Origin of the sequence: Enterobacter sp. 50588862 (assembly GCF_001462935.1) — a bacterium.
In the GTDB taxonomy this organism is placed as follows: domain Bacteria; phylum Pseudomonadota; class Gammaproteobacteria; order Enterobacterales; family Enterobacteriaceae; genus Enterobacter; species Enterobacter bugandensis.
In genome coordinates, this window is the sequence record NZ_LNHM01000028.1 from 227,827 (window position 1) to 244,424 (window position 16,598).

General features: G+C 57.4%; 12 protein-coding genes. 11 read left to right on the forward strand and 1 reads right to left on the reverse strand.

Annotated features, from left to right (window positions below):
• The first annotated feature begins 97 nt into the window (after nucleotides 1–97).
• The 7 genes from APT89_RS13925 to APT89_RS13955 all read left to right on the forward strand — a co-directional run bounded on the left by APT89_RS13925 (nucleotide 98) and on the right by APT89_RS13955 (nucleotide 8,401).
• Nucleotides 98–2,362, forward strand: a complete 2,265-nt coding sequence (locus APT89_RS13925; protein ID WP_041910624.1) for a ComEC family protein — start codon at nucleotides 98–100, stop codon at nucleotides 2,360–2,362.
• Nucleotides 2,363–2,398: 36 nt separating this feature from the next.
• Nucleotides 2,399–4,147 (forward strand): lipid A ABC transporter ATP-binding protein/permease MsbA, encoded by a 1,749-nt coding sequence (gene msbA, locus APT89_RS13930; RefSeq protein WP_028012570.1) that lies wholly within the window; start codon nucleotides 2,399–2,401, stop codon nucleotides 4,145–4,147.
• Nucleotides 4,144–5,121 (forward strand): tetraacyldisaccharide 4'-kinase, encoded by a 978-nt coding sequence (gene lpxK / locus APT89_RS13935; protein ID WP_041910623.1) that lies wholly within the window; start codon nucleotides 4,144–4,146, stop codon nucleotides 5,119–5,121. The genes msbA and lpxK overlap by 4 nt, the downstream gene beginning before the upstream one ends.
• Nucleotides 5,122–5,165: 44 nt before the next feature.
• On the forward strand, nucleotides 5,166–6,395 hold the full coding sequence (locus APT89_RS13940; protein ID WP_060572719.1) for a winged helix-turn-helix domain-containing protein: 1,230 nt from the start codon (nucleotides 5,166–5,168) through the stop codon (nucleotides 6,393–6,395).
• Nucleotides 6,396–6,440: 45 nt separating this feature from the next.
• A complete protein-coding gene (gene ycaR / locus APT89_RS13945) occupies nucleotides 6,441–6,623 on the forward strand; it encodes a protein YcaR (protein WP_006174474.1) in 183 nt (60 codons plus the stop codon).
• Nucleotides 6,620–7,366, forward strand: coding sequence for a 3-deoxy-manno-octulosonate cytidylyltransferase (gene kdsB, locus APT89_RS13950; protein WP_028012573.1), 747 nt, complete (start codon nucleotides 6,620–6,622; stop codon nucleotides 7,364–7,366). Before ycaR ends, kdsB begins: the two co-directional genes overlap by 4 nt.
• 141 nt (nucleotides 7,367–7,507) lie before the next feature.
• Nucleotides 7,508–8,401: a YcbJ family phosphotransferase gene (locus APT89_RS13955; protein ID WP_028012574.1), complete on the forward strand. Its 894-nt coding sequence runs from the start codon at nucleotides 7,508–7,510 to the stop codon at nucleotides 8,399–8,401.
• Here the strand turns inward: APT89_RS13955 and elyC are convergent.
• Nucleotides 8,378–9,157: an envelope biogenesis factor ElyC gene (gene elyC, locus APT89_RS13960; RefSeq protein WP_028012575.1), complete on the reverse strand. Its 780-nt coding sequence runs from the start codon at nucleotides 9,155–9,157 to the stop codon at nucleotides 8,378–8,380. The genes APT89_RS13955 and elyC overlap by 24 nt on opposite strands.
• Nucleotides 9,158–9,281: 124 nt before the next feature.
• On the opposite strand from elyC, the gene cmoM reads away from it, so the two are divergent.
• From cmoM to mukB, 4 genes are read left to right on the forward strand one after another with little or no spacing between them, the layout of a single operon-like run.
• Complete coding sequence (cmoM, locus tag APT89_RS13965) at nucleotides 9,282–10,061, forward strand: tRNA uridine 5-oxyacetic acid(34) methyltransferase CmoM (RefSeq protein ID WP_028012576.1); 780 nt, start codon at nucleotides 9,282–9,284, stop codon at nucleotides 10,059–10,061.
• Nucleotides 10,062–10,064: 3 nt separating this feature from the next.
• Nucleotides 10,065–11,387, forward strand: a complete 1,323-nt coding sequence (gene mukF, locus APT89_RS13970; RefSeq protein WP_041910621.1) for a chromosome partition protein MukF — start codon at nucleotides 10,065–10,067, stop codon at nucleotides 11,385–11,387.
• Nucleotides 11,368–12,072, forward strand: a complete 705-nt coding sequence (mukE, locus tag APT89_RS13975; protein ID WP_008499954.1) for a chromosome partition protein MukE — start codon at nucleotides 11,368–11,370, stop codon at nucleotides 12,070–12,072. The genes mukF and mukE overlap by 20 nt, the downstream gene beginning before the upstream one ends.
• On the forward strand, nucleotides 12,072–16,523 hold the full coding sequence (gene mukB, locus APT89_RS13980) for a chromosome partition protein MukB (RefSeq protein WP_041910620.1): 4,452 nt from the start codon (nucleotides 12,072–12,074) through the stop codon (nucleotides 16,521–16,523). The genes mukE and mukB overlap by 1 nt, the downstream gene beginning before the upstream one ends.
• Nucleotides 16,524–16,598 lie beyond the last annotated feature (75 nt).

Here is a 16,598-nt window from a genome sequence, read left to right on the forward strand (position 1 = left end):
TAAAAACCTTGCAGCGCTTGCTGTAGATTGCATTTTTCACGCCTGACACCCCGCTCGATCTGCCCGCATACTGCCACCCAGAAACAGGGAGGTAGCAATGGGAATTCCCGCTTTAGGTATCTGCGCCATTCTGGCGATAGCCCCGTTACTCTGGTTACCTGAACTGCCATCGCGTTATACCATCTGGATAATGATGGCTGGCGCAGTTGCACTGGCCGCACGCCAAAACGTACGGCTGAAGTATGTGGGGTTGACGCTGTTATTTTGCGTGTGGGGCATTCTGGCCGCGCAAGAGAGCGTCTGGCCGATGCAGCATTTAACCGCAGGTGCCGTACAGGCCGAGGTGGAGATCGCCGCGACTGATGGTGCCACTGTGCATCAGGGAAAAATACTCACCGTTGATGGCCATCGCTGGTGGGCGTCAACAGGCGTAACGCTTTATGGTCATTATCTGCCGCAGAAAGCGTGTGCCGGTCAGCGCTGGGCGATGACGCTCCGGCTCAGGCCTGTACACGGCGAACTGAACGACGGAGGGTATGACCCCCAGCGCAGCGCTATTGCCCGCCATCAAACGCTAAGTGGGCGTTTTACCCATGCAGAACTCATCGATGGACGCTGCAGCCTGCGAGCGCAATACCTGACATCGCTGCAAAACCGACTTTCAGTTTATCGCTGGGGCGCGGTTATCCTCGGGCTGGGCATGGGAGAACGTCTGGATGTCCCCAGGGAAATAAAAGACCTGATGCGTGAAACCGGCACGCTGCATCTGATGGCGATTTCGGGTCTGCATATCGCGCTGGCGGCCTCCATCGTCTGGTTTCTTGTGCGCGGGCTTCAGTTTTTATTACCTTGCCATCGGGTCAACTGGCAAATGCCTCTGCTGGCAGGGTTATTCTTTGCTGCTTTCTACGCCTGGCTGACCGGTCTGCAACCGCCCGCGCTACGCACGGTCATCGCACTTGCTGTACTGGCGGCGCTGCGGATCGGTTCCCGGCAATGGTCTCCATGGCAGGTGTGGATCTGCTGTGTCGCGGCGATCCTGATAAGCGATCCCTTAGCCATACTTTCGCAGAGTCTGCTTTTGTCTGCATTTGCCGTCGCCGCGCTGATTTTCTGGTTTCAGTGGTTGCCGCTTCCTCACTGGCAGTGGGCTCGCCGGATACGTCCGCTGCTGAACCTTGTCTATCTGCAGGTCGGCATGCTGTTACTTCTCATGCCGCTACAGGTTCTGATTTTCCATGGCTTTAGCATTTCATCGTTGATCGCCAACTTCTTTGCCGTGCCGTTGGTGACGTTTGTCTGCGTACCGCTGATTTTACTTGGCATGCTGCTCCATCTGCTGCCGCTGGCGGGGCTGGAAAGCGGCATCTGGTATGCAGCCGATAAGACGCTTGCCGGGTTGTTCTGGTTGCTGATGCGCCTGCCAGACGGCTGGCAGAGTGTGGACCAGCGCTGGCAGTACATGACGTTACTGCCGTGGCTTATCCTCATCGGCTGGCGTTTCCGCGCCTGGAAAACCGTTCCTGCCGTTTGTCTGGCGGGAAGTGTCTTGCTGGCTTCTCCCCTCTGGCGAACGGCGAAAAGCGACGCCTGGACGCTCCATATGCTGGACGTGGGGCAGGGGCTGGCAATGGTTATTGAACGACAGGGAAAAGCCATTCTTTACGATACCGGGCTTGCCTGGCCGGGCGGGGATAGTGCACAGCGGTTAATTATTCCATGGCTGCGCTGGCATCATCTGCAGCCGGAAGGCGTTATTCTCAGCCATGAGCATCTCGACCATGCGGGAGGTCTTGTATCGCTGCAAAAAACATGGCCCGAAATGTGGGTAAGAAGTCCGTTGCACCAGACTGGGCATCGTCCCTGCTTTCGCGGGCAAAGATGGCAATGGCAGGGGTTAACGTTCACCGTCCACTGGCCCACTGAAAATTATCCGGCTCAGGGTAACAATCACTCCTGCGTGGTAAAAATTGACGACGGCGAGCAGAGCGTTCTGCTGACGGGAGACATTGAAGCACAGGCAGAACAGGCTATGCTTAGCCATTACTGGCAGCATCTGACGTCCACCCTCATACAGGTACCTCATCACGGCAGCAATACCTCGTCTTCATTGCCGCTGGTACAGCGCCTGGAAGGGGAGATTGCGCTGGATTCAGCGGCCCGCTATAACGCATGGCGATTCCCGTCGGCTAAAGTAGTCCGGCGCTATCGAAAAGAGGGATATATCTGGCACGATACCCCCCATTCCGGGCAAATATCGGTGACATTTTCGCACCATCGCTGGCAAATCCGGCGCGTGCGGGATCAATTTTTACCCCCCTGGTATCATCAGTGGTTTGGCGCGCCCGTAGATAACGGGTAGAATATGCGGCTATTTCAACAAATGCTGGTTTTTTGAATGCATAACGACAAAGATCTCTCCACGTGGCAAACCTTCCGCCGACTCTGGCCGATGATTGCTCCCTTTAAAGCAGGCCTGATCGTGGCGGGTGTAGCGTTAATCCTCAACGCAGCCAGCGATACTTTTATGTTATCGCTCCTCAAACCGTTACTGGACGACGGTTTTGGTAAAACGGATCGCTCAGTGTTGCTATGGATGCCTCTGGTGGTTATCGGGCTGATGATCTTACGTGGTATCACCAGCTATATCTCCAGCTACTGTATCTCCTGGGTTTCCGGGAAAGTGGTTATGACCATGCGCCGTCGTCTGTTCAGCCACATGATGGGCATGCCGGTCTCATTCTTTGACAAGCAATCCACCGGGACGCTGCTGTCTCGTATTACCTACGATTCAGAGCAGGTTGCCTCCTCCTCTTCAAGCGCGCTGATTACCGTCGTGCGCGAAGGAGCGTCGATCATCGGTCTGTTTGCAATGATGTTCTATTACAGCTGGCAGCTGTCGCTGATCCTTATCGTGCTGGCACCGGTCGTGTCCATTGCTATCCGCGTCGTCTCAAAGCGCTTCCGCAATATCAGTAAGAATATGCAGAACACCATGGGGCAGGTGACGACCAGCGCAGAACAGATGCTGAAAGGGCACAAAGAAGTGTTGATCTTCGGCGGTCAGGAAGTTGAAACCAAACGCTTTGACAAAGTCAGCAACAAAATGCGTCTGCAGGGGATGAAGATGGTCTCGGCCTCTTCCATCTCTGACCCGATCATTCAGCTGATTGCCTCACTGGCGTTGGCGTTCGTTCTTTATGCGGCAAGCTTCCCGAGCGTAATGGAGACGCTGACGGCGGGTACTATCACCGTAGTCTTCTCCTCGATGATTGCCCTGATGCGCCCGCTGAAATCCCTGACCAACGTGAACGCCCAGTTCCAGCGCGGGATGGCCGCCTGCCAGACGCTGTTCAGCATTCTGGATTCTGAACAGGAAAAAGACGAAGGTACACGCGAGGTAGAGCGCGCGCGTGGCGACGTGGAGTTCCGCAACGTGACCTTCACCTATCCAGGCCGCGAAACGCCGGCTCTGCGCAATATCAACCTGACGATTCCGGCAGGTAAAACCGTTGCGCTGGTAGGCCGCTCCGGCTCCGGTAAATCCACCATTGCGAGCCTCATCACTCGTTTCTACGATATTAACGAAGGTGAGATCCTGCTGGATGGTCACGACCTGCGGGAGTACACCCTGCAGTCGCTGCGTAACCAGGTTGCGCTGGTTTCTCAGAACGTGCATCTCTTCAACGATACGGTTGCCAACAACATTGCTTATGCGCGCACTGACGAGTACAGCCGCGAGCAGATTGAGAACGCCGCGCGTATGGCGTATGCAATGGACTTTATCAACAAGATGGATAACGGTCTGGATACGATCATCGGTGAAAACGGGGTACTGCTCTCCGGCGGTCAGCGCCAGCGTATTGCCATTGCGCGCGCGCTGCTGCGCGATAGCCCGATACTGATCCTGGACGAAGCAACATCTGCACTGGATACGGAATCTGAACGCGCGATTCAGTCGGCGCTGGATGAACTGCAAAAGAACCGTACGTCGCTGGTGATTGCGCACCGTCTGTCCACTATTGAGCAGGCAGATGAGATCGTCGTGGTTGAGGACGGCATCATTGTTGAACGCGGAAGCCATGCCGATCTGCTGGAACATCGTGGCGTTTACGCCCAGCTTCATAAGATGCAGTTCGGCGAATGATTGCACGCATCTGGTCCGGTGAATCCCCGCTGTGGCTGCTGCTTTTGCCGCTCTCCTGGCTGTACGGCCTGGTGAGCGGCATTATTCGCCTGTTTTACCGTCTGGGGATCAAGCGTGCCTGGCGCGCGCCGGTTCCGGTAGTCGTGGTGGGTAACCTCACGGCGGGCGGCAACGGCAAAACGCCAGTGGTGATCTGGCTGGTGGAGCAGTTGCAAAAACGCGGCATCCGCCCCGGCGTGGTATCGCGTGGGTATGGTGGTAAAGCGGCGCGCTACCCATTGCTGCTGTCGGCGGAAACCACGACCGCAGAAGCAGGTGATGAGCCAGTATTGATTTTCCAGCGTACCGGTGCGCCGGTTGCGGTCTCCCCGGTGCGCAGCGACGCCGTGCAGGCCCTGCTTGCTGAACACGCGGCACAAATCATCATCACTGACGACGGCCTGCAGCATTACGCTCTGGCGCGTGATAAAGAGATTGTAGTTATCGACGGCGTTCGTCGTTTCGGCAACGGCTGGTGGCTGCCCGCTGGCCCCATGCGTGAACGGGCTTCGCGTCTGAAGTCCGTTGATGCGGTGATTGTTAACGGCGGTGAAGCCGAGGCGGGTGAAATTCCTATGCGTCTGTTACCGGGAATGGCGGTCAACCTGGTGACGGGTGAACGCCGGGCGGTTGCAGAACTGCCTTCGCTGGTGGCAATGGCGGGTATTGGTCATCCGCCGCGCTTCTTCGCGACGCTGGAACAGTGTGGCGCCCGGCTGGAAAAACGCGTTCCGCTGGCTGACCATCAGGCGATGGTGGCAGAGCAGGTTGAGGCGTTTACCGCGCCTGGCCAGACGCTCATTATGACCGAAAAAGATGCGGTGAAATGCCGTGCCTTTGCGAAAGAAAACTGGTGGTATCTGCCCGTTGACGCTGAACTCAGCGGCGAACAGCCGGAACAATTGCTTAAGGAACTGATTGCGTTGGTGCAGTAGAGGCTTACGCGGTTCTGGTGGCGCTTTGACTGACAGGAAAACGCATGTCTTTACCGCAACTCTCGCTTTCAGCCGCACGTCATTTACACCTTGCCGCGCAGGGGCTGCTCAAAAAGCCCCGTCGCCGCGCGCAGCCTGCCGATATCCTCTCTACCGTCCAGCGCATGTCGCTGCTCCAAATCGACACCATTAACATTGTCGCCCGTAGCCCTTACCTGGTGCTGTTTAGCCGCCTGGGGAGTTATCCTCCGCAGTGGCTGGATGAGGCGCTCTCCAAAGGGGAGCTGATGGAGTACTGGGCTCACGAAGCCTGCTTCCTGCCCCGTAGTGATTTCGCCCTGGTACGTCACCGTATGCTTGCTCCGGAAAAGATGGGATGGAAATACCGGCAGGCGTGGATGGAGGAACATGAGGCCGAAATAGAGCAGCTTATCAGCCATATTCAGGAAAACGGCCCCGTTCGATCCGCCGATTTTGAACATCCGCGCAAAGGTGCAGGCGGATGGTGGGAGTGGAAGCCGCACAAGCGTCATCTTGAAGGGTTGTTCACGTCAGGCAAAGTCATGGTCATTGAACGGCGTAATTTTCAGCGCGTTTATGATCTGACGCATCGCGTAATGCCTCACTGGGACGACGAGCGGGATCTGCTTACTCAGGAGGCGGCCGAGGCCATCATGCTGGAGAACAGCGCCCGCAGCCTGGGCATTTTCCGTCCGCAATGGCTGGCAGACTATTACCGTCTCCGTCAGCCTGCGCTGAAGCCTCTGCTGGGGATGTGGCAGCGTGAACAGCGAGTTATTCCCGTTATGGTGGAAACGCTGGGAGAAATGTGGCTGCATGCGGAACTTGTCCCTCTGCTGCCCGAGGCTCTGGAGGGGAAACTCCGGGCGACCCACAGCGCGGTATTGTCGCCGTTCGACCCGGTTGTCTGGGACAGAAAACGCGCCGAGCAGCTGTTTGACTTCAGCTACCGGCTGGAATGCTATACCCCGGCGCCAAAGCGGCAATACGGCTACTTTGTTTTACCGCTGCTGCACAAGGGACAACTGGTCGGACGCATGGATGCCAAAATGCACCGCAAGACCGGCACGCTTGAAGTCATTGCCCTTTATCTGCAAGAGGGCATCAGGGTCACGGCGAGCCTGGAAAAAGGGTTAACGTCCGCCATTAGCGAGTTCGCGCGCTGGCAGGAGGCTCGCGACGTAACGCTTGGCCGGGTACCTGACGGGTTATTCACATCCTGTCGAAGTGGCTGGGAAACAGGCACGCCCTGAAAAGGGAATGTGTTAAGCTTTAGCGATTACCCATACGGAGGAACTATGGATCACCGTTTACTTGAAATTATTGCCTGCCCGGTATGCAACGGCAAACTTTACTACAGCCAGGACAAACAGGAGCTGATCTGCAAGCTGGACAGTCTGGCCTTCCCGCTGCGTGACGGCATTCCGGTACTGCTGGAAAATGAAGCCCGTTCCCTGGTGGCAGAAGAGAGCAAACCATGAGTTTTGTTGTCATTATTCCTGCACGTTATGCCTCAACGCGTCTGCCGGGTAAACCGCTGGTAGATATCAACGGCAAGCCGATGATTGTGCATGTCCTTGAGCGGGCGCGTGAGTCCGGTGCCGACCGCATTATCGTTGCAACCGATCATCCTGATGTCGCCCGTGCGGTTGAGGCCGCAGGCGGTGAGGTGTGCATGACCCGCGCCGATCACCAGTCCGGCACCGAGCGTCTGGCTGAAGTGGTTGAGAAATGTGGTTTCAGTGACGATACGGTCATCGTAAACGTGCAGGGCGACGAGCCGATGATCCCGGCCGTTATTATCCGTCAGGTGGCGGAAAACCTGGCGCAGCGTCAGGTCGGTATGGCGACGCTCGCGGTGCCTATTCACCACGCTGAAGAGGCATTCAATCCGAATGCGGTGAAGGTGGTGATGGATGCCGAAGGCTATGCGCTCTATTTCTCCCGCGCTACGATTCCGTGGGATCGCGATCGCTTTGCGCTCTCTAAAGAGACCATCGGTGATTCTTTCCTGCGTCATATTGGGATCTACGGCTATCGCGCCGGCTTTATTCGCCGCTATGTAGCCTGGGCACCGAGCCCGCTGGAGCATATCGAAATGCTGGAGCAGCTTCGCGTGCTCTGGTATGGCGAAAAAATCCACGTTGCCGTTGCCCGCGAAGTACCGGGAACGGGCGTTGATACGCCGGAAGATCTTGAGCGCGTCCGCGCCGAGTTGCGCTAATCCCGCCTGCATCCCTCCTTTCGGAGGGATGTCCTCTCCCCGCAAATTCCCCTTTCTTTACCCTAATTGATCTCTTCCGGGTGACATCTTCACGCTGTGCGCTCATTATAAAAGCAGTAGTCTTAATGGGGGTAATCTCATATGGAACAGCTGCGTGCCGAACTTAGCCATCTGCTGGGTGAGAAGTTAAGCCGGGTCGAATGCGTGAGTGAAAAGGTCGATACCGCGCTCTGGTCGTTGTATGACGGCCAGGGCAACCCGATGCCGCTGATGGCACGAAGCTTCTCGTCGCCGGGCGTCGCCAGGCAGCTTGCCTGGAAAATGTCGATGCTGGCACGGGAGGGAACCGTCCGTATGCCGACCGTGTACGGCGTGATGACCCACGAGGAACATCCCGGCCCGGACGTACTGCTGATTGAGCGTTTACGCGGTGTGCCGGTAGAAGCGCCCGCGCGTACGCCGGAACGCTGGGAACAGCTGAAAGATCAGATTGTTGAGGCGCTGCTGGCCTGGCACCGACAGGATAGCCGAGGGCTTGTTGGTCCGGTTGACAGCACCCAGGAAAACCTGTGGCCGCTGTGGTATCGCCAGCGGGTGGAAGTGCTGTGGGGGACGCTTAACCAGTTCAACAATACCGGCTTGACCATGCAGGACAAACGTATTCTGTTTCGCACCCGCGAGTGCTTACCGGCGCTGTTCGACGGCTTTAACGACAACTGCGTGCTGATCCACGGCAATTTTACTCTGCGCAGTATGCTCAAAGACTCCCGCAGCGATCAGCTCCTGGCGATGCTAGGGCCGGGGATCATGCTCTGGGCACCGCGGGAATATGAGCTGTTCAGGCTCAGCGACAGCGGGGCGGCGGAAGGTTTACTGTGGCACTACCTTCAACGCGCGCCCGTTGCAGAGGCGTTTCTCTGGCGTCGCTGGCTTTATCTGCTCTGGGACGAAGTGGCGCAACTGGTCAACACCGGACGTTTCAATCGCGCCAACTTCGATCTGGCGGCTAAATCACTCTTGCCCTGGCTCGCCTGACGAGCCTTTCAGCCACTGCCAGAGGCGTCCGAGCGTCTCGTAGCCAACGCGATCGCTATGCATCAACCACATCGGAGAGGGGATCACCCGTTCCCATGGGTTGAGCGGCGCGCTGATGGCCATCTGGTTTGCCGGTGCGGGAAGCGGGTGCAAACCTTGCTTCTCGAAGAAAATCATCGCTCTTGGCAGGTGCGAGGCGGAGGTCACCAGTAAGAACGGAACATCGCCAATCGCCTGCTTCACCGCGGCAGCCTCTTCCTCGGTATCCTTTGGGCTGTCCAGCGTGATGATAGAGGAACGCGGTACGCCGAGCGATTCCGCGATTCTGGCCCCCGCTTCAGCCGTACTCACCGGGTTGGTTTTGGCCGCTGCGCCGGTGAAGATCATTTTTGATCCCGGATTCGCCAGCCACAGGCGAATACCTTCGTTTAGCCGTGGCAGGCTGTTGTTGATCAGGTTCGAACTGGGGGCCCAGTCAGGGTCCCAGGTATACCCGCCGCCCAGCACAACGATGTAATCAACTTTCTGGTTTCCCTGCCACGTAGGGTACCTGTTTTCGATGGGGCGCAGCAGTCCATCCGCCACTGGCTGCAGGCTCAGCAGCAGCAGGACCAGCCAGCCGAACGTAATAAGCGTTTTGCCACTCTTCTGAAAGCGACTAAACCACACCAGCGCCAGCCCCAGCGCGATGATGATAAGCAGCAGCGGAAGGGGAAGCATCATCCCTCCAACGTATTTCTTAAGGGTAAAAAGCATCCTTTTTGGTTCCTTTTTTGACCATACAGCAGATGATTACCGGTGATATTACACCAGAGAGGTTCATTCTCCGCGCGGGTGTGACAAAATAGCGGTTTTGCAGTTAGCGAGTGGAACTCTCCCAATGCGGGATCGCAATTTTGATGACATCGCGGAAAAGTTTTCGCGCAACATTTATGGCACCACGAAAGGGCAGCTCCGTCAGACGATCCTCTGGCAGGATCTGGACACTATTCTGGCGACGTTCGGTGGTCAAACGTTGCGCGTGCTGGACGCCGGTGGTGGTGAAGGGCAGACGGCGATAAAAATGGCTGAACGCGGTCATCACGTCACGCTTTGCGATCTTTCTGCTGAAATGGTCGCCCGCGCGACGCGTGCGGCAGAAGAGAAAGGTGTGAGCGACAACATGCATTTTATACAATGCGCCGCTCAGGACATCGCGCAGCATTTGGAAACCCAGGTTGATCTGATATTGTTTCATGCGGTGCTGGAGTGGGTTGCCGATCCGCAAAGCGTGTTACAAACCCTGTGGTCAATGTTACGTCCGGGCGGTACGCTGTCGCTGATGTTCTACAATGCTAACGGCTTCCTGATGCACAACATGGTGGCAGGGAACTTCGACTATGTTCAGGTCGGGATGCCGAAAAAGAAAAAACGCACGCTTTCCCCGGACTATCCGCGCGATCCGCAGCAGGTTTACGGCTGGCTGGAAGAGATTGGCTGGCAGATCGTCGGGAAGACGGGCGTCAGGGTGTTTCATGATTATCTGCGTGAAAAACACAAACAGCGTGACTGTTTTGACACCTTAACAGAATTAGAAACGCGGTATTGCCGCCAGGAGCCGTTCGTCAGCCTTGGCCGCTATATTCACGTCACCGCGCACAAGCCGCAGATGCAAGGATAACCTATGAGTGAATTTTCCCAGACAGTCCCCGAACTGGTTGCCTGGGCCAGGAAAAACGATTTCTCCATCTCGCTGCCGGTAGACAGACTCTCTTTCCTGCTGGCGGTTGCCACGCTGAACGGCGAACGGCTGGATGGTGAAATGAGCGAGGGTGAATTGGTGGATGCGTTCCGCCACGTCAGTGATGCGTTTGAGCAAACCAGCGAAACCATTAGCGTGCGTGCCAATAACGCAATCAACGATATGGTGCGTCAACGTCTGCTGAACCGCTTTACCAGCGAGCAGGCGGAAGGAAACGCCATCTATCGCCTGACGCCGCTGGGCATCGGCATCACCGACTACTACATTCGCCAGCGCGAATTTTCCACGCTGCGTCTCTCCATGCAGCTCTCGATCGTGGCGGGTGAGCTTAAACGTGCCGCTGACGCGGCCGATGAAAACGGTGACGAATTCCACTGGCACCGCAACGTTTACGCGCCGCTGAAATACTCGGTGGCCGAGATTTTCGACAGTATCGATCTCACTCAGCGTCTGATGGACGAGCAGCAGCAGCAGGTGAAAGATGATATCGCGCAGCTGCTGAACAAAGACTGGCGTGCGGCCATTTCCAGCTGTGAACTTTTATTGTCAGAAACCTCCGGTACGCTGCGTGAGCTGCAGGATACGCTGGAGGCCGCAGGGGACAAGCTGCAGGCCAACCTGCTGCGCATCCAGGATGCGACCCTGGCGCACGACGATCTGCATTTTATCGACCGTCTGGTGTTTGATCTGCAGAGCAAACTTGACCGCATTATCAGCTGGGGCCAGCAGTCGATCGATCTGTGGATCGGCTATGACCGCCACGTGCATAAATTTATCCGTACCGCGATTGATATGGATAAAAACCGCGTCTTTGCTCAGCGTCTTCGTCAGTCGGTACAGACCTACTTTGATGCACCGTGGGCGCTGACCTATGCCAATGCCGATCGTCTGTTGGATATGCGCGACGAAGAGATGGCGCTGCGCGATGAAGAGGTCACCGGTGAACTGCCGCCGGATCTGGAGTACGAAGAATTCAACGAAATTCGTGAGCAACTTGCGGCGATGATCGAAGAACAGCTCGCCGTCTACAAAACCAGACAAGCGCCGCTGGATCTTGGGCTCGTGGTGCGCGACTATCTGGCGCAATATCCGCGCGCGCGCCACTTCGACGTTGCCCGCATTGTGGTAGACCAGGCGGTGCGCCTGGGTATCGCGCAAGCAGACTTCACCGGACTGCCGCCGAAGTGGCAGCCAATTAACGATTACGGAGCCAAGGTACAGGCGCATGTCATTGACAAATATTGAACAAGTGATGCCAGTTAAGCTGGCACAGGCGCTGGCGAATCCGTTATTTCCGGCGCTGGACAGCCAGCTGCGTGCCGGTCGTCACATTGGCCTGGACGAGCTGGATAATCACGCCTTTTTGATGGACTTCCAGGAGTACCTGGAAGAGTTTTACGCCCGCTATAACGTGGAGCTTATCCGCGCGCCGGAAGGCTTTTTCTATCTGCGCCCGCGTTCCACGACCCTGATCCCGCGCTCCGTGCTCTCCGAGCTGGACATGATGGTTGGCAAAATTCTTTGCTATCTCTACCTCAGCCCGGAACGCCTGGCAAATGAAGGCATCTTCACCCAGCAGGAGCTGTACGATGAACTGCTGACGCTGGCGGATGAGAGCAAGCTGCTTAAGCTGGTGAATAACCGTTCGACAGGGTCGGATCTTGACCGTCAAAAATTACAGGAAAAGGTTCGCTCTTCCCTGAACCGTCTGCGCCGTCTGGGGATGGTCTGGTTTATGGGCCACGACAGCAGCAAATTCCGCATCACGGAATCGGTCTTCCGCTTCGGCGCCGACGTGCGTGCGGGCGATGATGCGCGTGAAGCGCAGCTTCGCATGATCCGCGACGGTGAAGCGATGCCGGTGGAAAACCATTTGCAGCTCAATGATGAGCATGAAGAGAATCTGCCGGATAGCGGGGAGGAAGAGTAATGATTGAACGCGGTAAATTTCGCTCACTGACGCTGATTAACTGGAACGGCTTCTTTGCCCGAACCTTCGATCTGGATGAGCTGGTCACGACGCTCTCAGGTGGTAACGGGGCGGGTAAATCCACCACCATGGCGGCGTTTGTAACGGCGCTAATCCCCGACCTGACGCTGCTTCACTTCCGTAACACCACCGAAGCGGGCGCGACAAGCGGCTCCCGCGATAAAGGCCTGCACGGTAAGCTGAAAGCGGGCGTCTGTTATTCCGTGCTGGACGTCATCAACTCCCGTCACCAGCGCGTGGTGGTGGGCGTACGTCTGCAACAGGTTGCCGGCCGCGACCGTAAAGTGGATATCAAACCGTTCGCCATTCAGGGGCTGCCAACCTCCGTACAGCCGACCGCGCTGCTGACGGAAACGCTGAATGAACGCCAGGCGCGCGTCCTGACGCTGCAGGAGCTGAAGGACAAGCTTGAAGCCATCGAAGGGGTGCAGTTTAAGCAGTTCAACTCGATTACTGACTATCACTCACTGATGTTCGATCTGGGCGTGGTGGCGCGCCGTCTGCGCACCGCTTCAGACCGTAGTAAATACTACCGTCTGATCGAAGCGTCCCTGTACGGCGGTATCTCCAGCGCCATTACCCGTTCCCTGCGTGACTATCTGCTGCCGGAAAACAGCGGCGTGCGTAAGGCCTTCCAGGACATGGAGGCGGCACTGCGTGAAAACCGCATGACGCTGGAAGCGATTCGCGTTACCCAGTCTGACCGCGACCTGTTTAAACACCTGATCAGTGAAGCGACCAACTACGTTGCGGCGGACTACATGCGCCACGCCAACGAGCGCCGCGTCCATCTCGATCAGGCATTAGAATATCGCCGCGAGCTGTTTACCTCCCGTAAACAGCTGGTGGCCGAGCAGTACAAGCACGTCGAAATGGCGCGCGAGCTGGGTGAGCACAACGGTGCCGAGGGCGACCTGGAAGCCGACTATCAGGCCGCCAGCGATCACCTGAACCTGGTGCAGACCGCGCTGCGTCAGCAGGAAAAGATCGAACGCTACGAAGCGGACCTCGATGAGCTGCAAATTCGTCTCGAAGAGCAAAATGAAGTAGTGGCCGAAGCCGCCGAGATGCAGGAAGAGAATGAAGCCCGCGCCGAAGCCGCCGAGCTGGAAGTGGACGAGCTGAAAAGCCAGCTTGCGGACTACCAGCAGGCGCTGGACGTGCAGCAGACGCGTGCGATTCAATACAACCAGGCGCTGCAGGCGCTACAGCGTGCGAAAGAGCTGTGTCATCTGCCGGATCTGACGCCGGAAAGTGCCGACGAGTGGCTGGACACCTTCCAGGCCAAAGAGCAGGAAGCCACCGAGAAACTGCTCTCGCTTGAACAGAAAATGAGCGTCGCGCAAACGGCGCACAGCCAGTTTGAACAGGCTTATCAGCTGGTAGTTGCCATTAACGGCCCGCTGGCGCGTAGCGAAGCCTGGGACGTTGCCCGTGAACTGCTGCGCGACGGCGTCAACCAGCGCCATCTGGCCGAGCAGGTGCAGCCGCTGCGTATGCGCCTGAACGAGCTGGAACAGCGCCTGCGCGAGCAGCAGGAAGCCGAACGTCTGCTGGCCGAGTTCTGCAAGCGTCAGGGTAAACATTACGATTTCGACGAGCTCGAGGTGCTGCATCAGGAACTGGAAGCGCGTATTGCGGCCCTGTCCGATACCGTATCAAATGCCAGCGAACAGCGTATGACGCTGCGTCAGGAGCTGGAGCAGCTTCAGTCCCGTTCGAAGGCGCTCCTGCAACGTGCGCCGGTCTGGCTGGCAGCGCAAAGCAGCCTGAACCAGCTCAGCGAACAGTGCGGCGAGCAGTTCGAGTCCAGCCAGGAAGTGACCGAATACCTGCAACAGCTGCTAGAGCGCGAGCGCGAAGCCATTGTTGAACGTGACGAAGTGGGTGCCCGCAAGCGTGACGTCGATGAAGAAATCGAGCGCTTAAGCCAGCCGGGCGGGTCAGAAGATCCGCGTCTGAACACGTTAGCCGAGCGTTTTGGCGGCGTACTGCTGTCTGAGATTTACGATGACGTTGGCCTGGACGATGCGCCGTACTTCTCCGCGCTGTACGGTCCATCCCGCAACGCAATTGTGGTGCCGGATCTGTCGCTGATTTCTGAGCAGCTCGCAGGGCTGGAAGATTGCCCGGAAGATCTCTACCTGATCGAAGGGGATCCGCAGTCGTTCGATGACAGCGTTTTCAGCGTTGACGAGCTGGAAAAAGCGGTGGTGGTGAAAATCGCCGATCGCCAGTGGCGTTACTCCCGCTTCCCGGAGCTGCCGCTGTTTGGCCGCGCCGCGCGCGAAAGCCGCATCGAGAGTCTCCACGCCGAGCGTGAAACGCTGTCTGAACGCTTTGCCACTCTGTCGTTTGACGTACAGAAAACCCAGCGTCTGCACCAGGCGTTCAGCCGCTTTATCGGCAGCCATCTGGGCGTGGCGTTTGAAGCCGACCCGGAAGCGGAAATCCGCAAGCTCAACACCCGCCGTGGCGAGCTGGAGCGCGCGATTGCCAGTCATGAAAGTGACAACCAGCAGAGCCGCGTCCAGTTCGAACAGGCGAAAGAGGGCGTCGCTGCCCTTAACCGCATTCTGCCGCGCCTGAACCTGCTGGCGGATGACACGCTGGCCGACCGCGTGGATGAGATCCAGGAACGTCTGGATGAAGCCCAGGAAGCCGCGCGCTTCGTGCAGCAGCACGGCAACCAGCTGGCGAAGCTGGAGCCCGTCGTGTCTGTACTGCAGAGCGACCCGGAACAGTTCGAGCAGTTAAAAGAAGATTACGCCTGGTCGCAGCAGGTGCAGCGTGAAGCGCGTCAGCAGGCGTTTGCCCTGACGGAAGTGGTGCAGCGTCGTGCGCACTTCGGCTACTCCGATTCGGCTGAAATGCTGAGCGGTAACAGCGACCTGAATGAAAAACTGCGCCAGCGCCTTGAGCAGGCGGAAGCGGAACGTACCCGCGCTCGCGAAGCGATGCGCAGCCACTCCGCTCAGCTGAACCAGTACAACCAGGTGCTGGCTTCGCTGAAAAGCTCCTTCGACACCAAGAAAGAGCTGTTAAACGACCTGCAGAAAGAGCTGCAGGACATTGGCGTTCGTGCCGACAGCGGGGCGGAAGAGCGCGCGCGCATTCGTCGTGATGAGCTGCATAGCCAGCTCAGCAATAACCGCGCGCGTCGTAATCAGCTGGAAAAAGCGCTGACCTTCTGCGAAGCGGAAATGGATAACCTGACCCGCCGCCTGCGCAAGCTGGAGCGCGACTATCATGAGATGCGCGAGCAGGTCGTGACGGCGAAAGCGGGCTGGTGCGCCGTGATGCGGATGGTGAAAGACAACAACGTTGAACGTCGCCTGCACCGTCGCGAGCTGGCATACCTTTCTGCCGATGAGCTGCGTTCGATGTCGGATAAGGCGCTGGGTGCGCTGCGTCTGGCGGTGGCGGATAACGAACACCTGCGCGATGTGCTGCGTATGTCGGAAGATCCAAAACGTCCGGAACGTAAAATCCAGTTCTTCGTGGCGGTTTACCAGCACCTGCGCGAACGTATTCGTCAGGACATCATTCGTACCGACGATCCGGTCGAAGCCATCGAACAGATGGAAATCGAGCTGGGCCGCCTGACGGAAGAGCTGACCTCCCGCGAGCAGAAGCTGGCGATCAGCTCCCGCAGCGTGGCGAATATCATTCGCAAAACCATTCAGCGCGAGCAGAACCGTATCCGCCAGCTGAACCAGGGGCTGCAGAGCGTCTCGTTTGGTCAGGTCAACAGCGTGCGTCTTAACGTCAACGTGCGGGAAGCCCACGCGACGCTGCTGGAAGTGCTCTCTGAGCAGCACGAGCAGCATCAGGATCTGTTCAACAGCAACCGTCTGACCTTCTCCGAAGCGCTGGCGAAGCTGTATCAGCGCCTGAATCCGCAGATTGATATGGGCCAGCGTACTCCGCAAACCATCGGTGAAGAGCTGCTGGACTATCGTAACTACCTGGAAATGGAAGTTGAGGTAAACCGTGGTTCAGACGGCTGGCTGCGTGCGGAATCCGGAGCGCTGTCGACCGGTGAAGCCATTGGTACCGGGATGTCGATTCTGGTGATGGTGGTACAGAGCTGGGAAGATGAAGCGCGCCGCCTGCGCGGGAAAGACATCTCCCCATGCCGACTGCTGTTCCTCGATGAAGCGGCGCGTCTTGATGCCCGCTCGATTGCCACGCTGTTTGAGCTTTGCGAACGTCTCGATATGCAGCTCATCATTGCGGCACCGGAAAACATCAGCCCTGAAAAAGGCACCACCTATAAGCTGGTGCGTAAAGTGTTCCAGAACAGCGAACACGTGCATGTTGTCGGGCTGCGTGGCTTTGCGCCGCAGCCGCCGGAATCATTGCCGGAAACCACGGCAGACGCTTCCTGAGGCGTTTTGTTACAAAGAGCGGCGCAGAAGCGCCGCTTTTTTTATTCTCTTAACTTGTGTTCAGGGCTGCGTTAT

Coding starts and splice junctions, on each gene's coding strand:
- elyC (WP_028012575.1), bottom strand. CDS start 9,157: ATGCTTTTTACCCTTAAGAAATACGTTGGAGGGATGATGCTTCCCCTT.
- mukF (WP_041910621.1), top strand. CDS start 10,065: ATGAGTGAATTTTCCCAGACAGTCCCCGAACTGGTTGCCTGGGCCAGG.
- mukB (WP_041910620.1), top strand. CDS start 12,072: ATGATTGAACGCGGTAAATTTCGCTCACTGACGCTGATTAACTGGAAC.
- APT89_RS13955 (WP_028012574.1), top strand. CDS start 7,508: ATGGAACAGCTGCGTGCCGAACTTAGCCATCTGCTGGGTGAGAAGTTA.
- APT89_RS13940 (WP_060572719.1), top strand. CDS start 5,166: ATGTCTTTACCGCAACTCTCGCTTTCAGCCGCACGTCATTTACACCTT.
- kdsB (WP_028012573.1), top strand. CDS start 6,620: ATGAGTTTTGTTGTCATTATTCCTGCACGTTATGCCTCAACGCGTCTG.
- APT89_RS13925 (WP_041910624.1), top strand. CDS start 98: ATGGGAATTCCCGCTTTAGGTATCTGCGCCATTCTGGCGATAGCCCCG.
- cmoM (WP_028012576.1), top strand. CDS start 9,282: ATGCGGGATCGCAATTTTGATGACATCGCGGAAAAGTTTTCGCGCAAC.
- mukE (WP_008499954.1), top strand. CDS start 11,368: ATGTCATTGACAAATATTGAACAAGTGATGCCAGTTAAGCTGGCACAG.
- lpxK (WP_041910623.1), top strand. CDS start 4,144: ATGATTGCACGCATCTGGTCCGGTGAATCCCCGCTGTGGCTGCTGCTT.
- ycaR (WP_006174474.1), top strand. CDS start 6,441: ATGGATCACCGTTTACTTGAAATTATTGCCTGCCCGGTATGCAACGGC.
- msbA (WP_028012570.1), top strand. CDS start 2,399: ATGCATAACGACAAAGATCTCTCCACGTGGCAAACCTTCCGCCGACTC.